Genomic DNA, 16,676 nt, shown 5'->3' on the forward strand with positions numbered 1-16,676 from the left:
GTCACCGACCTCGCCGGCGCGATCGAGGGCCTGCTCTCCGACGACGCCCGCGCCACGGCCGTGCTCGGCGCCGTGGTCACCGACCGGGACCGAGTCCGGCCGGGGAGCGCGCCGCCGGAGAGGGCTGGTGTCGCAGAACGGGTAGCGGCGGCTCCGCCGGCAGGCGCAGAGCGCCACCACCGGCCGCTCCGAGCGCCGCACGGTGCCGTCCGGCAGTGTGACCTCGACGTGGCCCTCGACCAGCAGCAGCCCGCCCGCCACGATCGTCACCCGGGTGAAGTCGGCCGCGCGCGGCTCACCGCTGCCGGACACCGCGCACCGCCAGGTCCTCCGCGCGGTCGCCGGGCGCGATCAGCCCCAGCCGTTCGAACAGGCCGGCGCGCCCCGTCATCACCGGGCCGATCGCCTGGCGCCGCCGCGCGGCCACCGAGGCCCGCAGCCCGGACCGCCGCAGCGCGGTCAGCGTCGCCGGGACGTCCGCCGGGGAGGACTGCACGATCAGGAGCACCCCGCCGGGAGCGAGCAGGCGGGGCGCCTCCCGGCAGATCCGGTCCAGCACCAGCCGCCCGTCCCGCCCCGCGTCCCAGGCCGGACCCGGCGGCGGTCATTGCCACCGCCCCCGTGCCGGTCCCGACGTCGAGTACCCGGCTGGTGGGGCCCAGCGGCTCGCGGCGCAGGCTGGAGATGAGCAGTTCGGTGTCGCCCTGGGGCGGACAGACGCCCGGCGGTCTGATCAACAGCATGCCGGGTGGCTGCCCGGATCAGCGCCGCCCACACCCGGCGGGCCCGCTCGGCCTACCGTTGTCCCCCGTCCTCCGGAGGTGCCTTCTCCTCCTCGGGCCAGGTGCTGGTGTCACGCGGGGTGACGTAGGGCTCCCGGTCCTTGGGGAAGCCACCGACGATGGCGCGCTGACGGGAGAGCTCGGCATCGAACTCCAGGCCGAGCAGGATCGCGAGATTGGACAGCCAGAGCCAGACCAGGAAGACGATCACGCCGGCGAGCGTGCCGTACGTCCGGTTGTAGGACGAGAAGTTGGCGACGTACACGGCGAAGCCCGCCGAGGCGGCCAGCCAGATCAGCACCGACAGGACGCTGCCGGGGGTGACCCAGCGGAAGCCGCGGCCGCGGACGTTGGGCGCGGCCCAGTACAGGACCGCGATCATCAGGATCACCAGCACCACCAGGACGGGCCACTTGGCGTAGGACCACACCCGTAGCGCGGTGCTGCCCAGCCCGAGCGCGTGGCCGACCCGGTCCGCGATCGGCCCGGTGAAGACCACGATGACCGCGCTCGCGGCGAGCAGCACCATGAGGAGGAGGGTCAGCCCCAACCGCAGCGGCGTGACCTTCCAGATCGGGCGCCCCTCGGCGATGTCGTAGACGGCGTTGGCGGCGCGGATGAAGGCGCCGACGTACCCGGAGGCCGCCCAGAGCGCGGCCACCAGGCCCAGCACGGCGAGGACCGAGCTCGGGCCGCTGTTGTCCCTGAGCTGGTCGACGGCGTTGCGCAGGATGTCCCGGGCCGGGCCCGGTGTGAGGTGCTGGAGGTTGTCGAGGATCGCGTCGGTCGCGGAGCGGCCGATCACACCCAGCATCGCCACCAGGACGAGCAGGGCGGGGAAGATCGCCAGCACCCCGTAGTAGGTGAGCGCCGCCGCCCGGTCGGGGAGCTCGTCCGCGAGGAACTCCCCGCCGGTGCGGCGCACGACGGCCCGCCACGAGCGGCGGGGCAGATCGGACGGGCTCCGCGGGGCGGCGGGGGCGCTGTCCGGTCCGGTCGGCTCGGGGCCGGTGTCCGGTCCGGAACGGCCGGTCGGCCCGGGCGGGGGAGGGGTCTCGGGGCCGTCGGACGGGTGGGTGGGCTCGGGCGCGGGTTCCATGCGGCGCGCCTGCCCCGGACCGGCCGCCTCAACCGCTGCGGCCGGTCCGGGGCAGGCGGCTGCGGCGCGTGCGGGAAGCCCTGCTTCCGGCAGGTTCCCTCCCGGCCGGGGGGCATGGCCCGCCCCTGCCTGGGCAGGTTCTCTGAGCACGGCAGGTGGCCGGCTCCACGAGCCGGCGATCGTGCGCGGCCCTCGTCCTGCCTCGTGGCCCCGTCTCCTGACCGACTCCGACTGGCCTCCTTCCTACTGGCCTCCTTCCTACTGGCCCTCCTCCTGTTCCTACTGGCCCTCTTTGCGACTGGAGAGACCGATGGCGATGACCGGCTCCGCCCCCGGGGACTCCCCGCTCACCTTCGGCGTCGAGGAGGAATTCCTGCTGGCCGACACCCGCAGCCGGGCCGCCGCGCCCCGGGCGGCCGAGGTCATCGCCGACGCGCGGCCGGTCCTGGGCCCGCGCGTGCAGGGTGAGTTCTTCGCGAGCCAGCTGGAGATCCGTACCGACCCGGCGTCGACCTCCGCCGGCCTCCGCGCGCAACTGGCCTCCGGCCGGCAAGCGGTGGCGGCCGCCGCGGCCCGGCACGACTGCCTGCTGGTGGCGTCGGCCACGGCGCTGCTCACCCGCCACCCGCTGCCGATCACCGACGCCCCCCGGTACCGGGAGATCGCCCGGCATGTCGGCCCGCTCGCGACCGGCGCCGGCGGAGGCGAGCTGAGCGGCCTCCACGTGCACCTCGGCACCTTCGACCGGGCCGAGGCGCTCCGGCTGAGCCACCGCCTGCGCCCGTGGCTGCCGGTGCTCCAGGCGCTCATGGTCAACTCCCCCTTCGCCGACGGCCGGGACCGCAACTGCGCCAGCTGGCGCGCCCTGCAGTACGGGCAGTGGCCCACCGTCGGCCCCGCGCCGGTGCTCGACGAGCGGGGCTACGACGCGCTGGCCGACCGGCTGGTCACCGACGGCACCGTCCTGGACCGGCGGATGATCTACTGGTACGCGCGTCCGTCGGAGCACCTGCCGACCCTGGAGATCCGGGTCGCCGACGTCAACGCCGACCTCGACGCCACCCTGTTGTTCGCCGTGCTGCTGCGCGGCCTCGCGAGCTCGCTGCTGTACGAGGCCGAGCGGGACGCCCCGGCACCGGACGTCACCGACGCCCAGCTGGCCGCGGCCCACCGGCAGGCCGCCCTGCACGGCCTGCGGGGAACGGGCGTCGACCCGTCCGGAACGTCCCGCCCGATGATCCAGCTGCTCCACCTGCTGCTGCGGCGCAGCACCCCCGGCCTGGAGGCCCACGGTGACCTCGCCGAGGCCCGCTCACTGCTCGGCGCCGTCCTCGCCAACGGCACCGGAGCCGAACGGCAGCGTGTCTTCCACCGCCGCCACGGCTCGCTCCACCACGTGGTGGACGGCCTCGCCGCCCTGACCGCCCGCGCCTGAGGGGCCCGGCCCCGTAGGCCCGGAGAGCCTCGGGGAAGCCCCGCCGGGGCGTCCTCCAGCGTGCTCCCGGGCGTCCGGCAGGACATCAGCGTCGGCGGTAGGTTCTCCTCGGTGACCTTGAGGGAGACAGAGGGCCTGACGTCCATGACGGACGGGGCGCGGACCCGCTGGACAGTGCTGGGCGAGACGACTCGGACGCCGCCCGTGGTCATGCTCCACGGGGGCCCGGGCCTTCCGGACTAGCTGTGCGAACGCGACCGGGCCGGACCGGGGGACAGGCCCGGATGGCCGGTCAGTGCCGGAGCTTGTGCCAGGTGCGGCGGGCGGTGGCGAGTTGCTCTCCGGTCCCGGCGCGTTGGAGGGCGTACAGCAGGCCGTAGCCGAAGGTGCGCTGGCCGGCGTCGCCCGCGGCGGCCGCCACCGGGAGGAGGGCCTGTTCGGCGACGACGCCGTCCTGATGCGCGCCGAGGGCCTTCTGGATCCGCTTCATGCGCTTGCCGAAGCGCCGGCCGGCCGTACCGGCCAGCGGCGACAGGCTCTCCGCGGTGTAGCGGGCGCGCTTGGCCGCCTTGCGGGCGCGGTGCAGCGCCTGGTCACGGTCGGTACCGGCGGGCAGGTCCAGCGCGCTGCGCAGCCGCCGCCCGGTACGCCGCTGCTCGCGCTTCAGCGCGCGGCGGGCCTGCCCGGCGCCCCGCTCGGCGCGTGCCCGCAGGGGCGGCGCCGCGGCGAATTCGTCGAGGGAGTCGAGCAGCGCGTAGTACCGGCGCCCGTCCATCGTGTGGACTGCGGCGCGGTGGGCGCGGGCGTAGCGGTGGTCGAACCAGGCGGAGATCCGCTCGGCGACCTCCCCGGGCCGGGCCACCGGCGGCAGGTCCCCCGCCTGGGTGCCGAGCCGTTCGCCGAGGACTTCGGCGTCCCGGGCCTTCCCCAGCACCTTCCCGAGCCAGCGCAGTTCCTCGGCGAGGTGGTCGGTGGTGGCGCGGTCCAGCAGGCGGCGGTGCGCGGTGAGCGCGCTGCGCAGCCGGCGGACGCTCACCCGCATCCGGTGCACCGAGTCGGGCCGGTCCAGGCGGACGGCCGGGTCGAGGTCGTGGAGCGTCGCCGTCTGCTCCCGCAGGTAGGCGGTGAGGACGGCGCCGACCGACCCGGCGGGCGGCGCGGTGGGCCGCCGGTCCGGCGGCAGGCGGTCGGCCAGCAGCCGGCCGAGCTTCGACGGCGCGGCCGTCCGGCGGAGTCCGTCCTCGCGCAGCCGGCGATCGACCGCGTCGAGGAGGTCGGGCCCACCGTCGACCAGTTCCACCTCGGTCTCGGTCCAGGTGACGAGTTCGGTGCGCGGGCCGGACCCGTCGGGCCGGGCCGCCGCCTGCGGGCCCCGGGGCCGGCTCCCGTCGAGGTCCTGGCCCTCGTCGAGGTTCTGGCCCTCGTCGAGGAGCCGGCCCGGGTCGAGGATCTGGGCGGACACCTCGTCCTGGGCCAGTTCGGCCAGGGTGCGGTGGCCGGCGTCGAGCAGCAGGGTCCGGTCCCGGCGGGTGCGCAGGTGGGCGACCGGCGCCAGCCGGCTGCCCCGGGCGGCGCCGCGGGTGCGGGTCACCAGCTCCTGCGGCGGCCGGCGGGCCGTCCCCGCTTCGAGCGGAAGCCGCAGCTCGGTGCGGTGCCCGTCGGGGTGCGGGATCTTGAGGTGCCAGCCCGCGTCGTGCCCGCCGGTCCGCCTGCGCACGGTGATGCCGCCGCGCAGGAGCCGCAGGTCGGGCGTGTCGTAGTAGACCGCGTCCAGGATCTCCGCGGTGCCGGCTGCGATCTCGGCCACGCCCGGCAGCCCGTCGGGGGCCAGCGCCCGGCTCGGGGCTCCGTCGTAGCTCTGTTCGGTCTCCTCGTGGACAGTCGCCATGGAGGTCGCCTGCCCGGATCGGGCGCACTCAATCGCGCGGTCCCGTGGTCCGGAGGCCCTGTCCGGACCCGCCGGATACAGACCCGCCGCGGCCCGCCTGCGAGCCCGGGCGCCCCGAGTGGTGGTGGCCTGCCGAAACCGGCGGTGGGCGGCGGCCCGCCGGTGCTAGCGTCGCGCCATGTCCAAGGCTGAGATCGACACGCTGACCGCCGAGTTCTTCGGGTCCTTCGACAACCGGGAGGGCCGGGTCGCCGATGTCGCCCGGGTCCGCCGGCTGATGATCCCGGGCGGCGTGATCGTCCTGACCGGTCCGGCGTTCACGGTGTACACCGTGGAGGAGTTCGTCGAGCCCCGCGAGCGGCTGCTGACCGAGGGCCGGCTGGTCGGGTTCTCCGAGTGGGAGGTCTCCGAACACACCGAGATAGCGGGCGACATCGCGTCACGGTTCGGCGAGTACCGCAAGTCCGGGATCCTGGACGGCGAGCCCTTCGAGGGCGGCGGCACCAAGACCATCCAGTTCGTCCGGACCCCGGAGGGCTGGCGGATCGCGGCGTTCTCCTGGTTCGACGCGGTCTGAGCGCGGTGGTGGTCCGGGTAAGGGGACGGCCCGCGCGCGGGGGCGGCCGGGCCGGGACGGCCGTGGTAGCGCGCGAGGGCGTCAGGAGACCGCCTTGAGCCGGCGGCCGGACCGCGCCTTGCCGACGGCCTCCTGCAACTCCTCACGGTTCATGGTGGAGCGGTGGGGGATGTCCAGCTCGGTGGCCAGCTTGTAGAGCCCGGCCTTGGTGAGCTCGGACAGCTCCGACGCCTCGGCCGCGCCGGCGGGCTTCGAGGTGGAGCCGCCGGAGGCGGTGCTCTTCTTTCCACCGGTCTTCTTTCCACCGGTCTTCGCGGGAGCCCGGTCCTGACCGGAGGACGCGGTACTCCGGGAGGAGTGCTTCGTCGCCTCCGCGGCGTCGCCCTTGCCGGCGCTGTCGAGGCTGCGGCGCAGGGCGTCCATGAGGTCGATGACGTTGGTCGCCTCGGGGGCCGGGCCGCTGGACACGGCGATCTCGCGGCCGGCGAGCTTGTCCTCGATGAGCTGTTTGACCTGGTCCTCGTAGGTGTCGTGCCACTCGCCCGGGTCCCAGTCGACGGCGAGCATGCCGATGAGCTGCTCGGCGGTCTTGATCTCCTGGGTGGACAGCTCGACCTTCTCGGGGAGGTCGTCGATCTCCCGGCGCGGGTCGCGGACCTCGTCGGCGAAGTGCATGGTGTGCAGTTCCAGCAGGCCGTTCTCGGAGCGGATGGCGGTCAGGTACTCCTTGCCGCGCATCGCGAACATCGCCAGTCCGACCTTGCCCGCGTGGTCGAGGGACTCCACGAGGAGGGCGTAGACCTTCTGGTACTCCTTGCCCTTGGGGCCGAGGTAGTAGGTCTTGTCGAAGAAGATCGGGTCCACCTCGGCGAGGTCGACGAAGCCGGCGATGTCGATGGTGCGTGAGCGGCCGGGGGAGATCTGCTCCAGCTCGTCCGGCTCCACGACGACGTACTCGCCCTCGGCGACCGGGTAGCCCTTCACGATCTCGCCGAAGTCGACCTCCTTGCCGGTGCGCTCGTTGACCCGCTTGTTGCGGACGCGGTCCGAGGTGCCGCGCTGCAGCTGGTGGAAGCGCACGTCGTGGGACTGCGTCGCGGTGTACAGGGAGACGGGCACGGTGACCAGGCCGAAGGTCAGGACTCCGGTCCACACGGGTCGGGCCATGGCGGCTGTCCTCTCTCGCCCCCGTCGGCGGCCCGCCGGCGTTCGCGCCGGACCGCTGCTCCGCGTGCGGTGACGGGCCTGCGGGCGCCGCCGCCTACTGGGCCCCGCTCGGAGGCACGACGACGCCCTACCTGGTGTGTGGACAGCCGCTCACCTGCTCAAACCCCGATGGGACAGGTATGACGGGCCGTGTTCGATCCCGCTGCCCAGCGTGCTCACTCCTCGTCGGGCACGATGTGCATGGCCGCCTCCTCGGCGCCCGCGGCGCCGCCGTCGATGCCGACGTCGGAGGCGAACATGCCCTTGGTGGTGTGCGCGTGAGCCCCCTCGTCCGGTGCGACGAGCCGTCCCGCCCGACGGTCGCCGGCCTCGGCGTCCAGCAGCTCGCCCTCCCCGCCCGGCAGGTCGCCGATGCCGTCGCCCTCGCCGTCGGCGACCTCGGGCAGCTCCCGGGCCAGCCGGGCGTCCAGGCTCTCGCCCTCGCGCTGTTCCGCCGGGGTGGTTCCCCCGCCGGTCACGCCGAGCGGCTTCTCCGGCGGTGAGTACCCCTCGTCGAGGATGTCGTCGTACGTGCGCTCGTCCAGTGCGTCCTGGAGGTCGAGCGGCGTCGCGTCCTCCTGCTCGTCGTCGCCGCCGACGGGCTGGTAGACGTCGTCACCCCTGCTGTGGTCAACCATGAACAACTCCTGACTCCTGTGGTCCGGGGCTGGGAACCGGACGCGCCGGCTGCCCGGGGCGCCCACCCCCTGGTGCGAAGTGGGGCGCGCGCCCCGGTCTGAGCCCCTGTCAGGGCGCCTGGGTGTCCGCCGCCGGCGGCTCGGGCTCCTCGTCGTCGCCGTCCTCCGCCTTGGCGCGGACGTCCGCCGGGGTGGGGGCCACGATCGAGCGCTCCTCGGCGGACCGCTCGCGGGTCTCCTCGTCCGGCTCCTCGGTGTCGTCGGGTGTGGTCATGGCCGCGGTCCTCTCTTCGGTGTGTCCGACAGCAGTACCAAGCGCTTGCCCGGAGTGCCTGCTCCCACGCCGGGTGTGATCCCGCTCAAGCGAGCTAGATGGTCAAGGTTTTGTTAGGGGCTATCACTAACACTATTGACCCTCAGGGTCGTTCTGCGTTACAACTTCTAACGAACACGTGAGCATCTATCTATCTCAGCCTGGCATGCGTGGTGCCGCCGTGCACTCCGCCGATCCAAGGAGACCTTCATGGCCGCCACGGTCCAGTCGCCCCACGCCCGCGAAGACCGGCAAGAAGACCGGCAAGAAGACCGGCGCGAAGGTCGGCGTGGAGACCGGCGTGGAGGCCGGGGTGGAGGCCGGCCCGGCCCGAGGTCGGTGACGTTCGCCGCCTGGGCGGTTCCGCTGCTGGTGGTGGGCCAGTTCGCGCTGCTCGCCGTCCTCCCGGTGGTGCTCGCCCTCGTCGGCGCCCTCCGGTCCGTCCGTGACCGGGCGGTGCGGCGGGCGGTGTTCCTGCTCGCCGCCGCGTACGCCGCCCCACTGGTGGTGTGGCTGGTCCGGCCCGACGGGGCGCAGAGCCTGTCCAAGGACATGCAGCCCGGGTTCGCCGGGCTGATCGTGGCGGCGTCCGCCGTCCTCCTCGCCACCCTCCACCGGGCCCGGAAGCAGCGCCGCCCCGGCCGGTGACGCGCTCCACCGAACACCGCCCGCCGCGCCGGGTCCGACGCCCGCCGCGCACCCGATGGGCCATGTCCGCCTTACGACCGATCAAGGGGAACCCCATGTCCGGCATTCGCAGCACCGGCCGCCGTGCCGCCCTGTGCACCGTCCCGCTCGTCGTCGGCCTGCTCGGCGCGGCCGCCCTGCCCGCCGGGGCCGCCACCGGGCCCGGCTCCCGGCCCGGTGCGTCCCTGACCTGCGGCGGGAAGGGCGTCGACCCCGACGCACTCGTCCGTCACCGGACCGAGACCATGATCCACGCGCCGCTGGGCGTCGTCTGGAAGCTGCAGACCGACGTGGAGCGCTGGCCGGCCTGGCAGCCCCCCGTCACGACGGCGGACCGCCTCGACGACGGCCCGCTCCGCAGGGGTTCGGCCTTCCGGTGGACGACGCCGGTGCCCCCGAACCCCTCGACCCCCGCCACCAGTCTGGTGATCACCTCGACCGTCGAGCAGCTCAAGCGCGACTCCTGCATCCGCTGGACCGGCCCCGCGATCGGTGCGGGCCTGCACATCGACGGCGTCCACGTGTGGAACTTCGTCAAGGTCAGGGGCGGTGTCCTGGTGCGCACCGAGGAGACCCACACCGGGCCCCAGGTCGATGCGAACGTGCCCGCCGCGACCGAGATCCTCGCGCAGGGCCTCGAATCCTGGCTGCGCGACCTGAAGAGCGCCGCCGAGGCCCGAGCGCACGGCCTGTCGTCCTGAGCGGCCGTACGAGCTCGGCCGTACTGAGCCTGCCGGCGAACCGCCGTCCGGCCCGCGCTCCGGCGCGGGCCGGACGGCGGTCGCGGGTCCGGCCCCCGGCGGTCACGAGAGCCCCGGGACCTTGCTCGCGGCTCACCGACAGATTCCCTTGTCTTGACAAAGAATCCTGTCGGAAGCACCCTGGAGGGGTGCTGGACGTCGCTGTGATCGAAGAACCCGCCGCGGCCGAGGCGTCCCTGGACCCGATCCGGTCCCGGATCCTCGCCGCCCTGGCCGAGCCCGGCTCGGCCACCATGCTGGCCGGCCGCCTCGGGCTGCCCCGGCAGAAGGTCAACTACCACCTGAAGGAGCTGGAGCGTCACGGACTCGTCGAACTCGCCGAGGAACGGCGTAAGGGCAACGTCACCGAACGGGTGTACCGCGCCACCGCCGCCTCCTACGTGATCTCCCCGCTCGCCCTGGCGGCCGTGCGCCCGGACCCGGCCCGCTCGCCCGACCAGCTCTCGGCCCGTTGGTTGCTGGCCCTCGGGTCACGGCTGGTCCAGGAGGTCGGGCAACTGCTGACCGGCGCCTCCCGGGCCGGCCGGCGGGTCGCCTCCTTCGGCATCGACGCGGAGGTGCGGTTCGCCTCGGCGGCCGACCGGGCGGCCTTCGCCGAGGAGCTGTCCCGGACCGTGGCCGCCCTCGTCGGCCGCTATCACGACGAGAGCGCGCCGGGCGGCCGGACCCACCGGGTGGTCGTCGGACTGCACCAGATCCCCGACCCGGCCGGGCCGCCGGGCGCCACCGGGGCGCCCCCCGCGACGAACTCCGAAGCGGCGGAGGAGGACCGACGATGACGCACCCGTTCGAGATCGAGCTGGAGACCACGCTGCCGGCGAGCCCCGAACAGGTCTGGGAGGCGATCGCCACCGGCCCGGGGATCGACTCCTGGTTCATGGGCCGCAACGAGGTGGAACCGCGTGAGGGCGGCACGGCGGCCATGGAGACCGGCGGCCACCGGGAGGAGGCCCTGGTCACCGCCTACGAACCCGGCAAGCGGCTGGCCACCCGCACGTCACCCGGCGAGGACGGCCGCTTCATGGCCTTCGAGTACCTCATCGAAGGCCGTGGCGGCGCCGCCACCGTCCTGCGCGTCGTCCACAGCGGCCTCCTCGGCGACGACTGGCAGGACGAGTACGACGCGCTGCGCCGCGGCTGGCCCTTCCACCTGGGCACGCTGGTCCAGTACCTGACCCACTTCGCCGCCCGCACGGCTGTCCCCGTGTTCGCCGCGGCGCCGACCGGCCGGCGGACGGCGCAGGACGTTCGGGCGGCCCTCGCCGGCGCCCTGTCGCTGCCCACCCCGGTGACCGTCGGCGCCCAGGCGCAGGCCGAGCCGGCCGGCCTGCCGCCGCTGGACGGCGAGGTGGTCTGGGCCGACGACGAACGCTTCGGGCTGCGCACGGCGGACGGCCTCTACACCTTCCACCACGGCGCCGGAACGGCGTTGATGTTCCACCACCTGTTCGGAGCGGACACCGACGGAGCCGAGGACGCCTGGCAGCGGTGGCTCGTACGAGTACTCGGCTGACCGACGCCCGGATATCCCGACCACACCCGAGAACGACACCGAGGACCACCATGCGCACTCTCATCAGCACCGCGTTCGTCTCCCTCGACGGAGTCGTCGAGGCGCCGGGCGGCGAGCCCGGCTACCGCAACTCCGGATGGACCTTCAAGGACGTCGAGTTCCTCCCCGAGGCCTTCGAGATCAAGGGGCGCGAGCAGGAGGAGTCCACCGCCATCCTGCTGGGCCGCACCAGCTACGAGGCCTTCAGCCCCGTCTGGCCGGACATGGCGGAGTTCGCCCGCTACCGGACGATGCCGAAGTACGTCGTCTCGACCACGCTCTCCGAGGACGAGCTGGTCACGAACTGGGGCGAGACCAGCATCCTGCGCTCGCTGGACGAGGTCGCCGCGCTCAAGGAGACCGAGGGCGGCCCGATCATCGTCCACGGCAGCGCCACCCTGAACCACGGCCTTTCCGACGCCGGCCTGATCGACCGCTACCACCTGCTCGTCTACCCGCTGCTGCTCGGCGCCGGCAAGCGCCTGTTCAGCACCACGGACAAGGACGCGCAGAAGCTGCAGCTCGTCGAGCACGAGGTCTACTCCAACGGCCTCCAGAAGCAGATCCTCGACGTCCTCCACTGACCGGCCACCCCCACCCGGCCCGCGCCGTCCCCCACCGCGTCCCGCCCGGCGGTCCTTGCCGGGCGGGACGCGGTGGGGGACGGGGGCTACCAGGGGACGGCTTCGCCGTGGAGGTCCAGGAACTGGAGGCCGGGGGTGCCGGCCTGGGCTTCGAGGACGTCGACGACGGCGGGGATGCTCTCCCGGGGGTCGAGCGGCGCGTCGAAGCCGCCGAGTTCCGTCCGGTTATGGCCGGGGTCGATGAGCAGCTTGGTCCGGCCGTCGCCGGCCTGGCGGGTGGCGTAGCTGCGCATCAGCTGGTTCAGGGCGGCCTTGCTGGCCTTGTAGAGCTCGTAGCCCTCCTCGGTGTTCCGGGCGATGCTGCCCTGGTCGGAGGACATGACGGCGACCGTGCCGCCGGGTACGACGAGGTCGTGGAGGGCGGCGAGGGCGCGCAGGGGGCTCAGCGCGTTGGTGATCATCACCTCGGTGAACTCGTGGGTCGGGACCTCGTGGATCGGCAGGTTGCTGAGGTTGATCGCGGCGTTGACGAAGAGCAGGTCGAGCCGGCGGCCGTCCAGGCGCTCGCGCAGGGCGGACAGCTCTCGCGGGCTGGTCATCTCCAACGACTCGATCCGCAGCCGGCCGTTCCGGGTGTCGGCGATCGCCCGCAGTCCGGCGCTGTCCCGGCGGGTGGTGGCGATCACCTGCCAGTCGCGTCGGGCGAGTTCGTCGGCGAGGACGAGCCCCAGGCCCCGGGAGGCTCCGACGACGAGGGCCCGGCGGGCGGATGCGGGGGGTGTGGCGGACACAGGCGCTCCCTGATGGTTGGGGGACTCAACCTAGACGAGTCGTTGCGTCTAGACAACAGGGTTCGGGCCGGTCCCGGTACTGTGTCCCGCATGCCCGCCACGAGCTCCGCGCCCCGCAGACCCCACTCCGGCAACCGCCGCGACGAGACCGCACGTCAGGCCGTGCTCCACGCCGCGGACGACCTGCTGGTCGAGCACGGGTTCGGCGCGCTCACCATCGAGGCGATCGCGCGCCGCGCCGGGGTCGCCAAGCAGACGATCTACCGCTGGTGGCCCTCCAAGGTCGAGATCCTGCTCGACACGCTCATCGAGGACACCGAGAAGCAGCTCCCCGTCCCGACCGAGGAGGCGCCCACGGCGGAGACCGTCCGCGCCTACCTGGCCCGGTTCGCGGAGTTCCTCGCCGTCGACCCGGCCGGCCGGGTCCTGCTCGCGCTGCTCGCCCAGGCGCAGCATGATCCCGGGACGGCCGAGCGCCTCCAGGAGCGCTACCTCGGCCCTCGCCGCGGTCGGGAGCGCGACCTGGTCGTCCGCGGGATCGACGCGGGCGCGTTCTCGCCCGGACTCGGCCCTGACGCCGTCGTCGACGGCCTCGTCGGCCCGGTCGTCTACTGCGCCCTGACGGGGTCGCGCGTCTCCGCCGCCCTGGTGGACGCCCTCGTCCAGGACCTGCTGAGGCCCCGTGCGGGCTGAGTGCCCGCCCGACCGGGCCCGCTCGAGTGCTACGCCGGACCCTCCGGCCGCTGCCTCGGCCGCGCGGCCGCGTAACCGGCCGCGCTGCGGACCGCGGGGCCGACACCCGCCCGGAGCCCGGCCTTGTTCAACGAGCGCAGGGCCACGAGCAGGAAGCCGATGTCATCCAGCAGGATCGGGTCGGGCAGCAGGTCCACCGGGCTGATCAGATAGGCGATGGACGCCCAGAAGAGCACCTTCTTCGACATCGGGATGCCGGCCGAGCCCAGCAGCCTCCGGGCCCGGACCAGTTTGACCACCAGGACGACCGCCACCACCACGGTGACCGCGACGATCCCGCCGGCCACCCACCAGAACACGCTTCCGCCGTCCACCCCGGCCACCTTTCGCTCGAACCGACCACTCCGACCGTTCCCCAGGAACCTGCCCCGCTTTCCGCGGACCGTGCACACCGCCGGGCGAACTCAAGCATCGCACCCGCCGGATGGGTCGCCGGGGCGGCCACCGATCCGGCGGCCCCGCGCACGGCAGGAGGACGCGCGGCATGAGGTGGCGCGGCGCGGGTAGGCGGGCGGTCGCGCACCACCTGAGCGGGCGGGGGAGACGTGACGAAAGAGCTGATCGACACGGAAGCCGGGGACGGGCCCCGGGGCGGTGCCCGGTGGGCCCTGGCGGCACGGCTGCGACGTCGCGACCGTCCGGCGCCGCCCGACCACGGGCAACCGTCGGTCGGTGCGCCGGACGGTACGCAGGAGCGGGCGCCCGAGCGGCGGTCCTGGGCCTCGGCGGCCGGCCGGTGGCTCATCCTCCTCGCCGCCTTCCTCGCGATGGTCGGCTTCGCCGTCCTCCTGGCCCGCATCACGCTGGTGCCCGCGCCCGGGGCCGTGGGCCGGGTGCACAGCAACCTGCGCCCCGGCGACTCGCTGCGGCACTATCTGCTGCACGCCGTCACGCTGGACGCGCTGCGCCAGGTGGGCGGGAACGTGCTGCTCGGGGTGCCGTTCGGGCTGCTGCTCCCGGTGCTGTGGCCGAGGGCCCGCGGCCTGTTCCGGGTGCTGATCAGGACGGCGGCGGTCATGGTGCTGGTCGAACTGGTCCAGGGCGCGCTCATCACCGGGCGGGCCTTCGACATCGACGACGTCATCCTCAACACCCTCGGCGCGCTGCTCGGCTACCTGGTGCTGGGGCGGCGGCTGGTCCGGACGGTCCACCCCGAGCCCCGGACGCACCTTCGCCAGGACAACAGCCCTGAGGGTCAAGGGAATTGACCAGGCCTCGGCCGGTTTGCCGCAGCCGCCACGGGCTAAGCGGTGGCCATGAGAGGAATGAATTCGGCCATCAGAGCAGCGGCCCACATCATCGCAGGCATTCTCGTCGTCTGGATCATCCTGGATCTGCTCAGCGCCAATCAGGGAAACACCGTCGTCGGCTGGTTCCACTCCGCGGCCGACTGGCTCGCCGCCTGGTCGCGCGGGCTCTTCACCGTCTCCAGCCAGACCGTCCAGATCCTGCTCGACTACGGCATCCCGGCGATCGTCTACGCAGCGATCGGGAACCTGGTCGCCCGCCGGGCCGTGGACTAGCGTCCGGCTCCGGATCACGAACCGCCGGGCGGCGCGGCGGCCTCCAGCTCGGCGATGCCGCCCGCCATGATCGTCCGTACGTGCTCGGTGATGTGCGCCGGGGGCCAGTCCCACCAGGCCACCGCCAGGAGGCGGGCGACGTCCTCGGCGCCGTAGCGGGTGCGGATGAGACGGGCCGGGTTGCCGCCGACGACGCCGTAGTCGGGGACGTCGCCGGTGACCACGGCGCCGGCGGCGACGATCGCGCCGTGGCCGATCCGCACCCCGGGCATCACCGTGGCGCCGTGGCCGAACCAGACGTCGTTGCCGACCACGGTGTCGCCCCGGTTCGGCAGCCCGGTGAGCAGGTCGAAGTGGTCGGCCCAGGAGCCGCCCATGGTGGGGAAGGGGAAGGTGGACGGGCCGTCCATCCGGTGGTTCGCGCCGTTCATGAGGAAGCGCACGCCCGTGCCCAGCGCGCAGAACTTGCCGATCACCAGCTTCTCCGGCCCGTAGTGGTACAGCACGTTGCGCGTCTCGAAGGCGGTCGGGTCGTCCGGGTCGTCGTAGTACGAGTACTCCCCGACCTCGATCAGCGGGGACTTCACCAGCGGTTTGAGCAGCACCACCCTCGGGTGCTCGGGCAGCGGGTGGAGGACCGTGGGGTCGGCGGGTGCGGCCATGGGGTGGGTCTCCTCGTCGGCAGGGGGTGTCCGCTCCATGATCGCGGAACGGTGCGTCCCGGAACCAGTCGTTTACCCCCTGCCGCCGCGGCGGCGGGCCCCCGCCCACCGCGGTGGCGGCGCGGCGGAGGGCGCCGGCTACTGCGCGTTGAGGCTGGTGTGGTTCCACCAGCCCTGCCGGCCCGCCGTGAAGGTGACCGGTCGGCTGCCGATCCGGCCCTCGTACGAGCGGCCCTGGCTCAGCGGGCTCTGCTCGACGACGCCCTTCGGGTCGTCGACGGTCGGGATGGTGACGGCGGCGGGGTGGTCGAGGTCGCTCTGCTGGAAGCCGCCGGGCCGGACGGTGGTGATGACCTCGTCCCAATCTCCCTGGTGCACGACAGCCCGAGCCGGTCGGGCGGTGCTCCGGCGTGCGCGCGCAGACGTGGGCGCACACGCAGGCGCGGGCGCTCGGGGGGAGCGCCCGCGCTCTTCGGGCTCCGTCCGCGCCGGCGGTCAGTCGGGCGGCTCGTCCTCGTTCTCGGCTCTGGTGGTCTCCGCGGCCGAGCCGTCCCGGTCGGTGGTCGGCCCTCCGGCCGGGGTCCGGCCCTCCTCGCCACCGGCCGCGGGGATGTCGGGTGCCTCCGTGCCCTCGGCGGGCGGCAGGTCGGGCACCTTGGGCGCCGTGCGGGGGTCGCTCACGGCGGGCTCCTCTCACTCCGTTGCAGCACCCGGGCGTTCCGGGTCCCTGCGCGGGTGCCCGCCGGGCGGTGCTCCATGCGTGCCCCGCCAAGGTTTCGGGCGCGGCCGGCCGCCTCCCGGCGGCCGCGACGGCCCCGCGTGGTCCGGCGTCGCGGCCACCCCACCGGGCCCGACGGGCGCGGCGAAGCCGCGGACCCGGTCCGGGGCTTCGCCGTCGGCCGGGTGCCCGGCCCCGCGCACCGTCAGAGCGCGCTCCGCGCGCCGGTCACCAAGGCGGCCAGCAGGCAGCCGAAGCCGGCCGTCGCGGCGACCGTCCGCACCGTGTTCCAGCCCACCCAGCTGCTCTCGAAGGTCTCCCGCACGGCCGCCAGGTCCGGGATGCGGTCGAGCGAACCGGCCGCCGCCAGCTGATCGTTGAGCGGGACGTTCACCGCGCCCGTGACCACCAGCACCACCGTGTAGAGCACCGCCGCCGCGATCAGCCAGGGCAGCAGCCGCCGGTCGCCGCCGCGGAACTGCAGCACCGCGGCGAGCACGGTGAGCGCGAGCGCGCCGAGGAAGACCAGCATGAACCAGCCGTTCAGGATGGCCACGTTGATCCGCTGCATGGTCTCCACGAAGGTCCGGTCGTCGGCCTTGCCGAGCCCCGGCATGACGGAGCAGGAGAAGGCGAAGAACAGGCCCGCGCTCAGTCCCATGGCCAGGGTCGCCGCCAGCAGTACCGCACTTCTGAATCCCGCCATC

22 protein-coding genes and 1 pseudogene are annotated in these 16,676 nt (G+C 73.9%); 10 read left to right on the forward strand and 13 right to left on the reverse strand.

Annotated features, from left to right (window positions below; translation table 11 throughout):
• The 3 genes and pseudogenes from ABZ495_RS33215 to ABZ495_RS33225 all read right to left on the reverse strand — a co-directional run.
• A partial coding sequence (locus ABZ495_RS33215) for a CDGSH iron-sulfur domain-containing protein (protein WP_359839551.1) occupies positions 1–312 on the reverse strand: 312 nt, incomplete at its 3' end.
• Positions 296–743: pseudogene (locus tag ABZ495_RS33220) on the reverse strand (hypothetical protein). The gene ABZ495_RS33215 and the pseudogene ABZ495_RS33220, both read right to left, overlap by 17 nt.
• Before the next feature lie 52 nt (positions 744–795).
• A complete protein-coding gene (locus ABZ495_RS33225; RefSeq protein ID WP_359839553.1) occupies positions 796–1,881 on the reverse strand; it encodes a YihY/virulence factor BrkB family protein in 1,086 nt (361 codons plus the stop codon).
• 310 nt (positions 1,882–2,191) lie between these two features.
• Between ABZ495_RS33225 and ABZ495_RS33230 the strand changes: the two genes are divergently transcribed.
• Positions 2,192–3,316: a YbdK family carboxylate-amine ligase gene (locus tag ABZ495_RS33230; RefSeq protein WP_359839555.1), complete on the forward strand. Its 1,125-nt coding sequence runs from the start codon at positions 2,192–2,194 to the stop codon at positions 3,314–3,316.
• A gap of 292 nt (positions 3,317–3,608) precedes the next feature.
• Here ABZ495_RS33230 and ABZ495_RS33235 read toward each other — a convergent pair whose 3' ends face one another.
• A complete protein-coding gene (locus ABZ495_RS33235; RefSeq protein WP_359839557.1) occupies positions 3,609–5,204 on the reverse strand; it encodes a CYTH and CHAD domain-containing protein in 1,596 nt (531 codons plus the stop codon).
• Between the two features lie 178 nt (positions 5,205–5,382).
• On the opposite strand from ABZ495_RS33235, the gene ABZ495_RS33240 reads away from it, so the two are divergent.
• Entirely contained in the window at positions 5,383–5,781 is a 399-nt protein-coding gene (locus ABZ495_RS33240) for a DUF4440 domain-containing protein (protein ID WP_359839559.1), read from the forward strand.
• An 81-nt stretch (positions 5,782–5,862) separates the two neighbouring features.
• Here ABZ495_RS33240 and ABZ495_RS33245 read toward each other — a convergent pair whose 3' ends face one another.
• From ABZ495_RS33245 to ABZ495_RS33255, 3 genes are all read right to left on the reverse strand, one after another.
• Entirely contained in the window at positions 5,863–6,948 is a 1,086-nt protein-coding gene (locus ABZ495_RS33245) for a Ku protein (protein WP_359839561.1), read from the reverse strand.
• Between the two features lie 215 nt (positions 6,949–7,163).
• Complete coding sequence (locus ABZ495_RS33250; RefSeq protein ID WP_359839563.1) at positions 7,164–7,625, reverse strand: DUF5709 domain-containing protein; 462 nt, start codon at positions 7,623–7,625, stop codon at positions 7,164–7,166.
• A gap of 109 nt (positions 7,626–7,734) precedes the next feature.
• Positions 7,735–7,899 carry a hypothetical protein gene (locus ABZ495_RS33255; RefSeq protein ID WP_352295488.1) on the reverse strand — a complete coding sequence of 55 codons (165 nt, stop codon included), beginning with the start codon at positions 7,897–7,899 and terminating at the stop codon, positions 7,735–7,737.
• Between the two features lie 378 nt (positions 7,900–8,277).
• Between ABZ495_RS33255 and ABZ495_RS33260 the strand changes: the two genes are divergently transcribed.
• From ABZ495_RS33260 to ABZ495_RS33280, 5 genes are all read left to right on the forward strand, one after another.
• Positions 8,278–8,586 (forward strand): hypothetical protein, encoded by a 309-nt coding sequence (locus ABZ495_RS33260; protein WP_359839565.1) that lies wholly within the window; start codon positions 8,278–8,280, stop codon positions 8,584–8,586.
• Between the two features lie 95 nt (positions 8,587–8,681).
• Positions 8,682–9,326, forward strand: coding sequence for an SRPBCC family protein (locus tag ABZ495_RS33265; protein WP_359839566.1), 645 nt, complete (start codon positions 8,682–8,684; stop codon positions 9,324–9,326).
• A 188-nt stretch (positions 9,327–9,514) separates the two neighbouring features.
• Complete coding sequence (locus ABZ495_RS33270) at positions 9,515–10,165, forward strand: winged helix-turn-helix domain-containing protein (RefSeq protein ID WP_359839568.1); 651 nt, start codon at positions 9,515–9,517, stop codon at positions 10,163–10,165.
• Positions 10,162–10,899 carry an SRPBCC domain-containing protein gene (locus ABZ495_RS33275; protein ID WP_359839570.1) on the forward strand — a complete coding sequence of 246 codons (738 nt, stop codon included), beginning with the start codon at positions 10,162–10,164 and terminating at the stop codon, positions 10,897–10,899. Before ABZ495_RS33270 ends, ABZ495_RS33275 begins: the two co-directional genes overlap by 4 nt.
• A 50-nt stretch (positions 10,900–10,949) precedes the next feature.
• Entirely contained in the window at positions 10,950–11,522 is a 573-nt protein-coding gene (locus ABZ495_RS33280; RefSeq protein WP_359811219.1) for a dihydrofolate reductase family protein, read from the forward strand.
• An 86-nt stretch (positions 11,523–11,608) separates the two neighbouring features.
• On the opposite strand, the gene ABZ495_RS33285 is transcribed toward ABZ495_RS33280, so the two are convergent.
• A complete protein-coding gene (locus ABZ495_RS33285) occupies positions 11,609–12,313 on the reverse strand; it encodes an SDR family NAD(P)-dependent oxidoreductase (protein ID WP_359811234.1) in 705 nt (234 codons plus the stop codon).
• A 90-nt stretch (positions 12,314–12,403) separates the two neighbouring features.
• Between ABZ495_RS33285 and ABZ495_RS33290 the strand changes: the two genes are divergently transcribed.
• On the forward strand, positions 12,404–13,006 hold the full coding sequence (locus ABZ495_RS33290; RefSeq protein WP_359811237.1) for a TetR/AcrR family transcriptional regulator: 603 nt from the start codon (positions 12,404–12,406) through the stop codon (positions 13,004–13,006).
• A 29-nt stretch (positions 13,007–13,035) separates the two neighbouring features.
• Here the strand turns inward: ABZ495_RS33290 and ABZ495_RS33295 are convergent, their stop codons facing one another.
• A complete protein-coding gene (locus tag ABZ495_RS33295) occupies positions 13,036–13,380 on the reverse strand; it encodes a YkvA family protein (RefSeq protein ID WP_352295504.1) in 345 nt (114 codons plus the stop codon).
• Positions 13,381–13,611: 231 nt separating this feature from the next.
• On the opposite strand from ABZ495_RS33295, the gene ABZ495_RS33300 reads away from it, so the two are divergent.
• A complete protein-coding gene (locus ABZ495_RS33300) occupies positions 13,612–14,274 on the forward strand; it encodes a VanZ family protein (RefSeq protein ID WP_359839572.1) in 663 nt (220 codons plus the stop codon).
• A gap of 48 nt (positions 14,275–14,322) precedes the next feature.
• Positions 14,323–14,589, forward strand: a complete 267-nt coding sequence (locus ABZ495_RS33305) for a hypothetical protein (RefSeq protein WP_359811243.1) — start codon at positions 14,323–14,325, stop codon at positions 14,587–14,589.
• A 14-nt stretch (positions 14,590–14,603) separates the two neighbouring features.
• Here the strand turns inward: ABZ495_RS33305 and ABZ495_RS33310 are convergent, their stop codons facing one another.
• The 4 genes from ABZ495_RS33310 to ABZ495_RS33325 form a co-directional block, all read right to left on the reverse strand.
• Complete coding sequence (locus ABZ495_RS33310) at positions 14,604–15,251, reverse strand: CatB-related O-acetyltransferase (protein WP_359811246.1); 648 nt, start codon at positions 15,249–15,251, stop codon at positions 14,604–14,606.
• A gap of 138 nt (positions 15,252–15,389) precedes the next feature.
• Positions 15,390–15,629, reverse strand: a complete 240-nt coding sequence (locus ABZ495_RS33315) for a hypothetical protein (protein ID WP_359839574.1) — start codon at positions 15,627–15,629, stop codon at positions 15,390–15,392.
• Positions 15,630–15,746: 117 nt separating this feature from the next.
• Positions 15,747–15,932: a hypothetical protein gene (locus tag ABZ495_RS33320; protein WP_352295510.1), complete on the reverse strand. Its 186-nt coding sequence runs from the start codon at positions 15,930–15,932 to the stop codon at positions 15,747–15,749.
• 242 nt (positions 15,933–16,174) lie between these two features.
• A complete protein-coding gene (locus ABZ495_RS33325; protein WP_359839576.1) occupies positions 16,175–16,675 on the reverse strand; it encodes an anthrone oxygenase family protein in 501 nt (166 codons plus the stop codon).
• Position 16,676: the final 1 nt, after the last annotated feature.

It is taken from the genome of Kitasatospora sp. NPDC005748 (assembly GCF_040630735.1).
In the GTDB taxonomy this organism is placed as follows: domain Bacteria; phylum Actinomycetota; class Actinomycetes; order Streptomycetales; family Streptomycetaceae; genus Kitasatospora.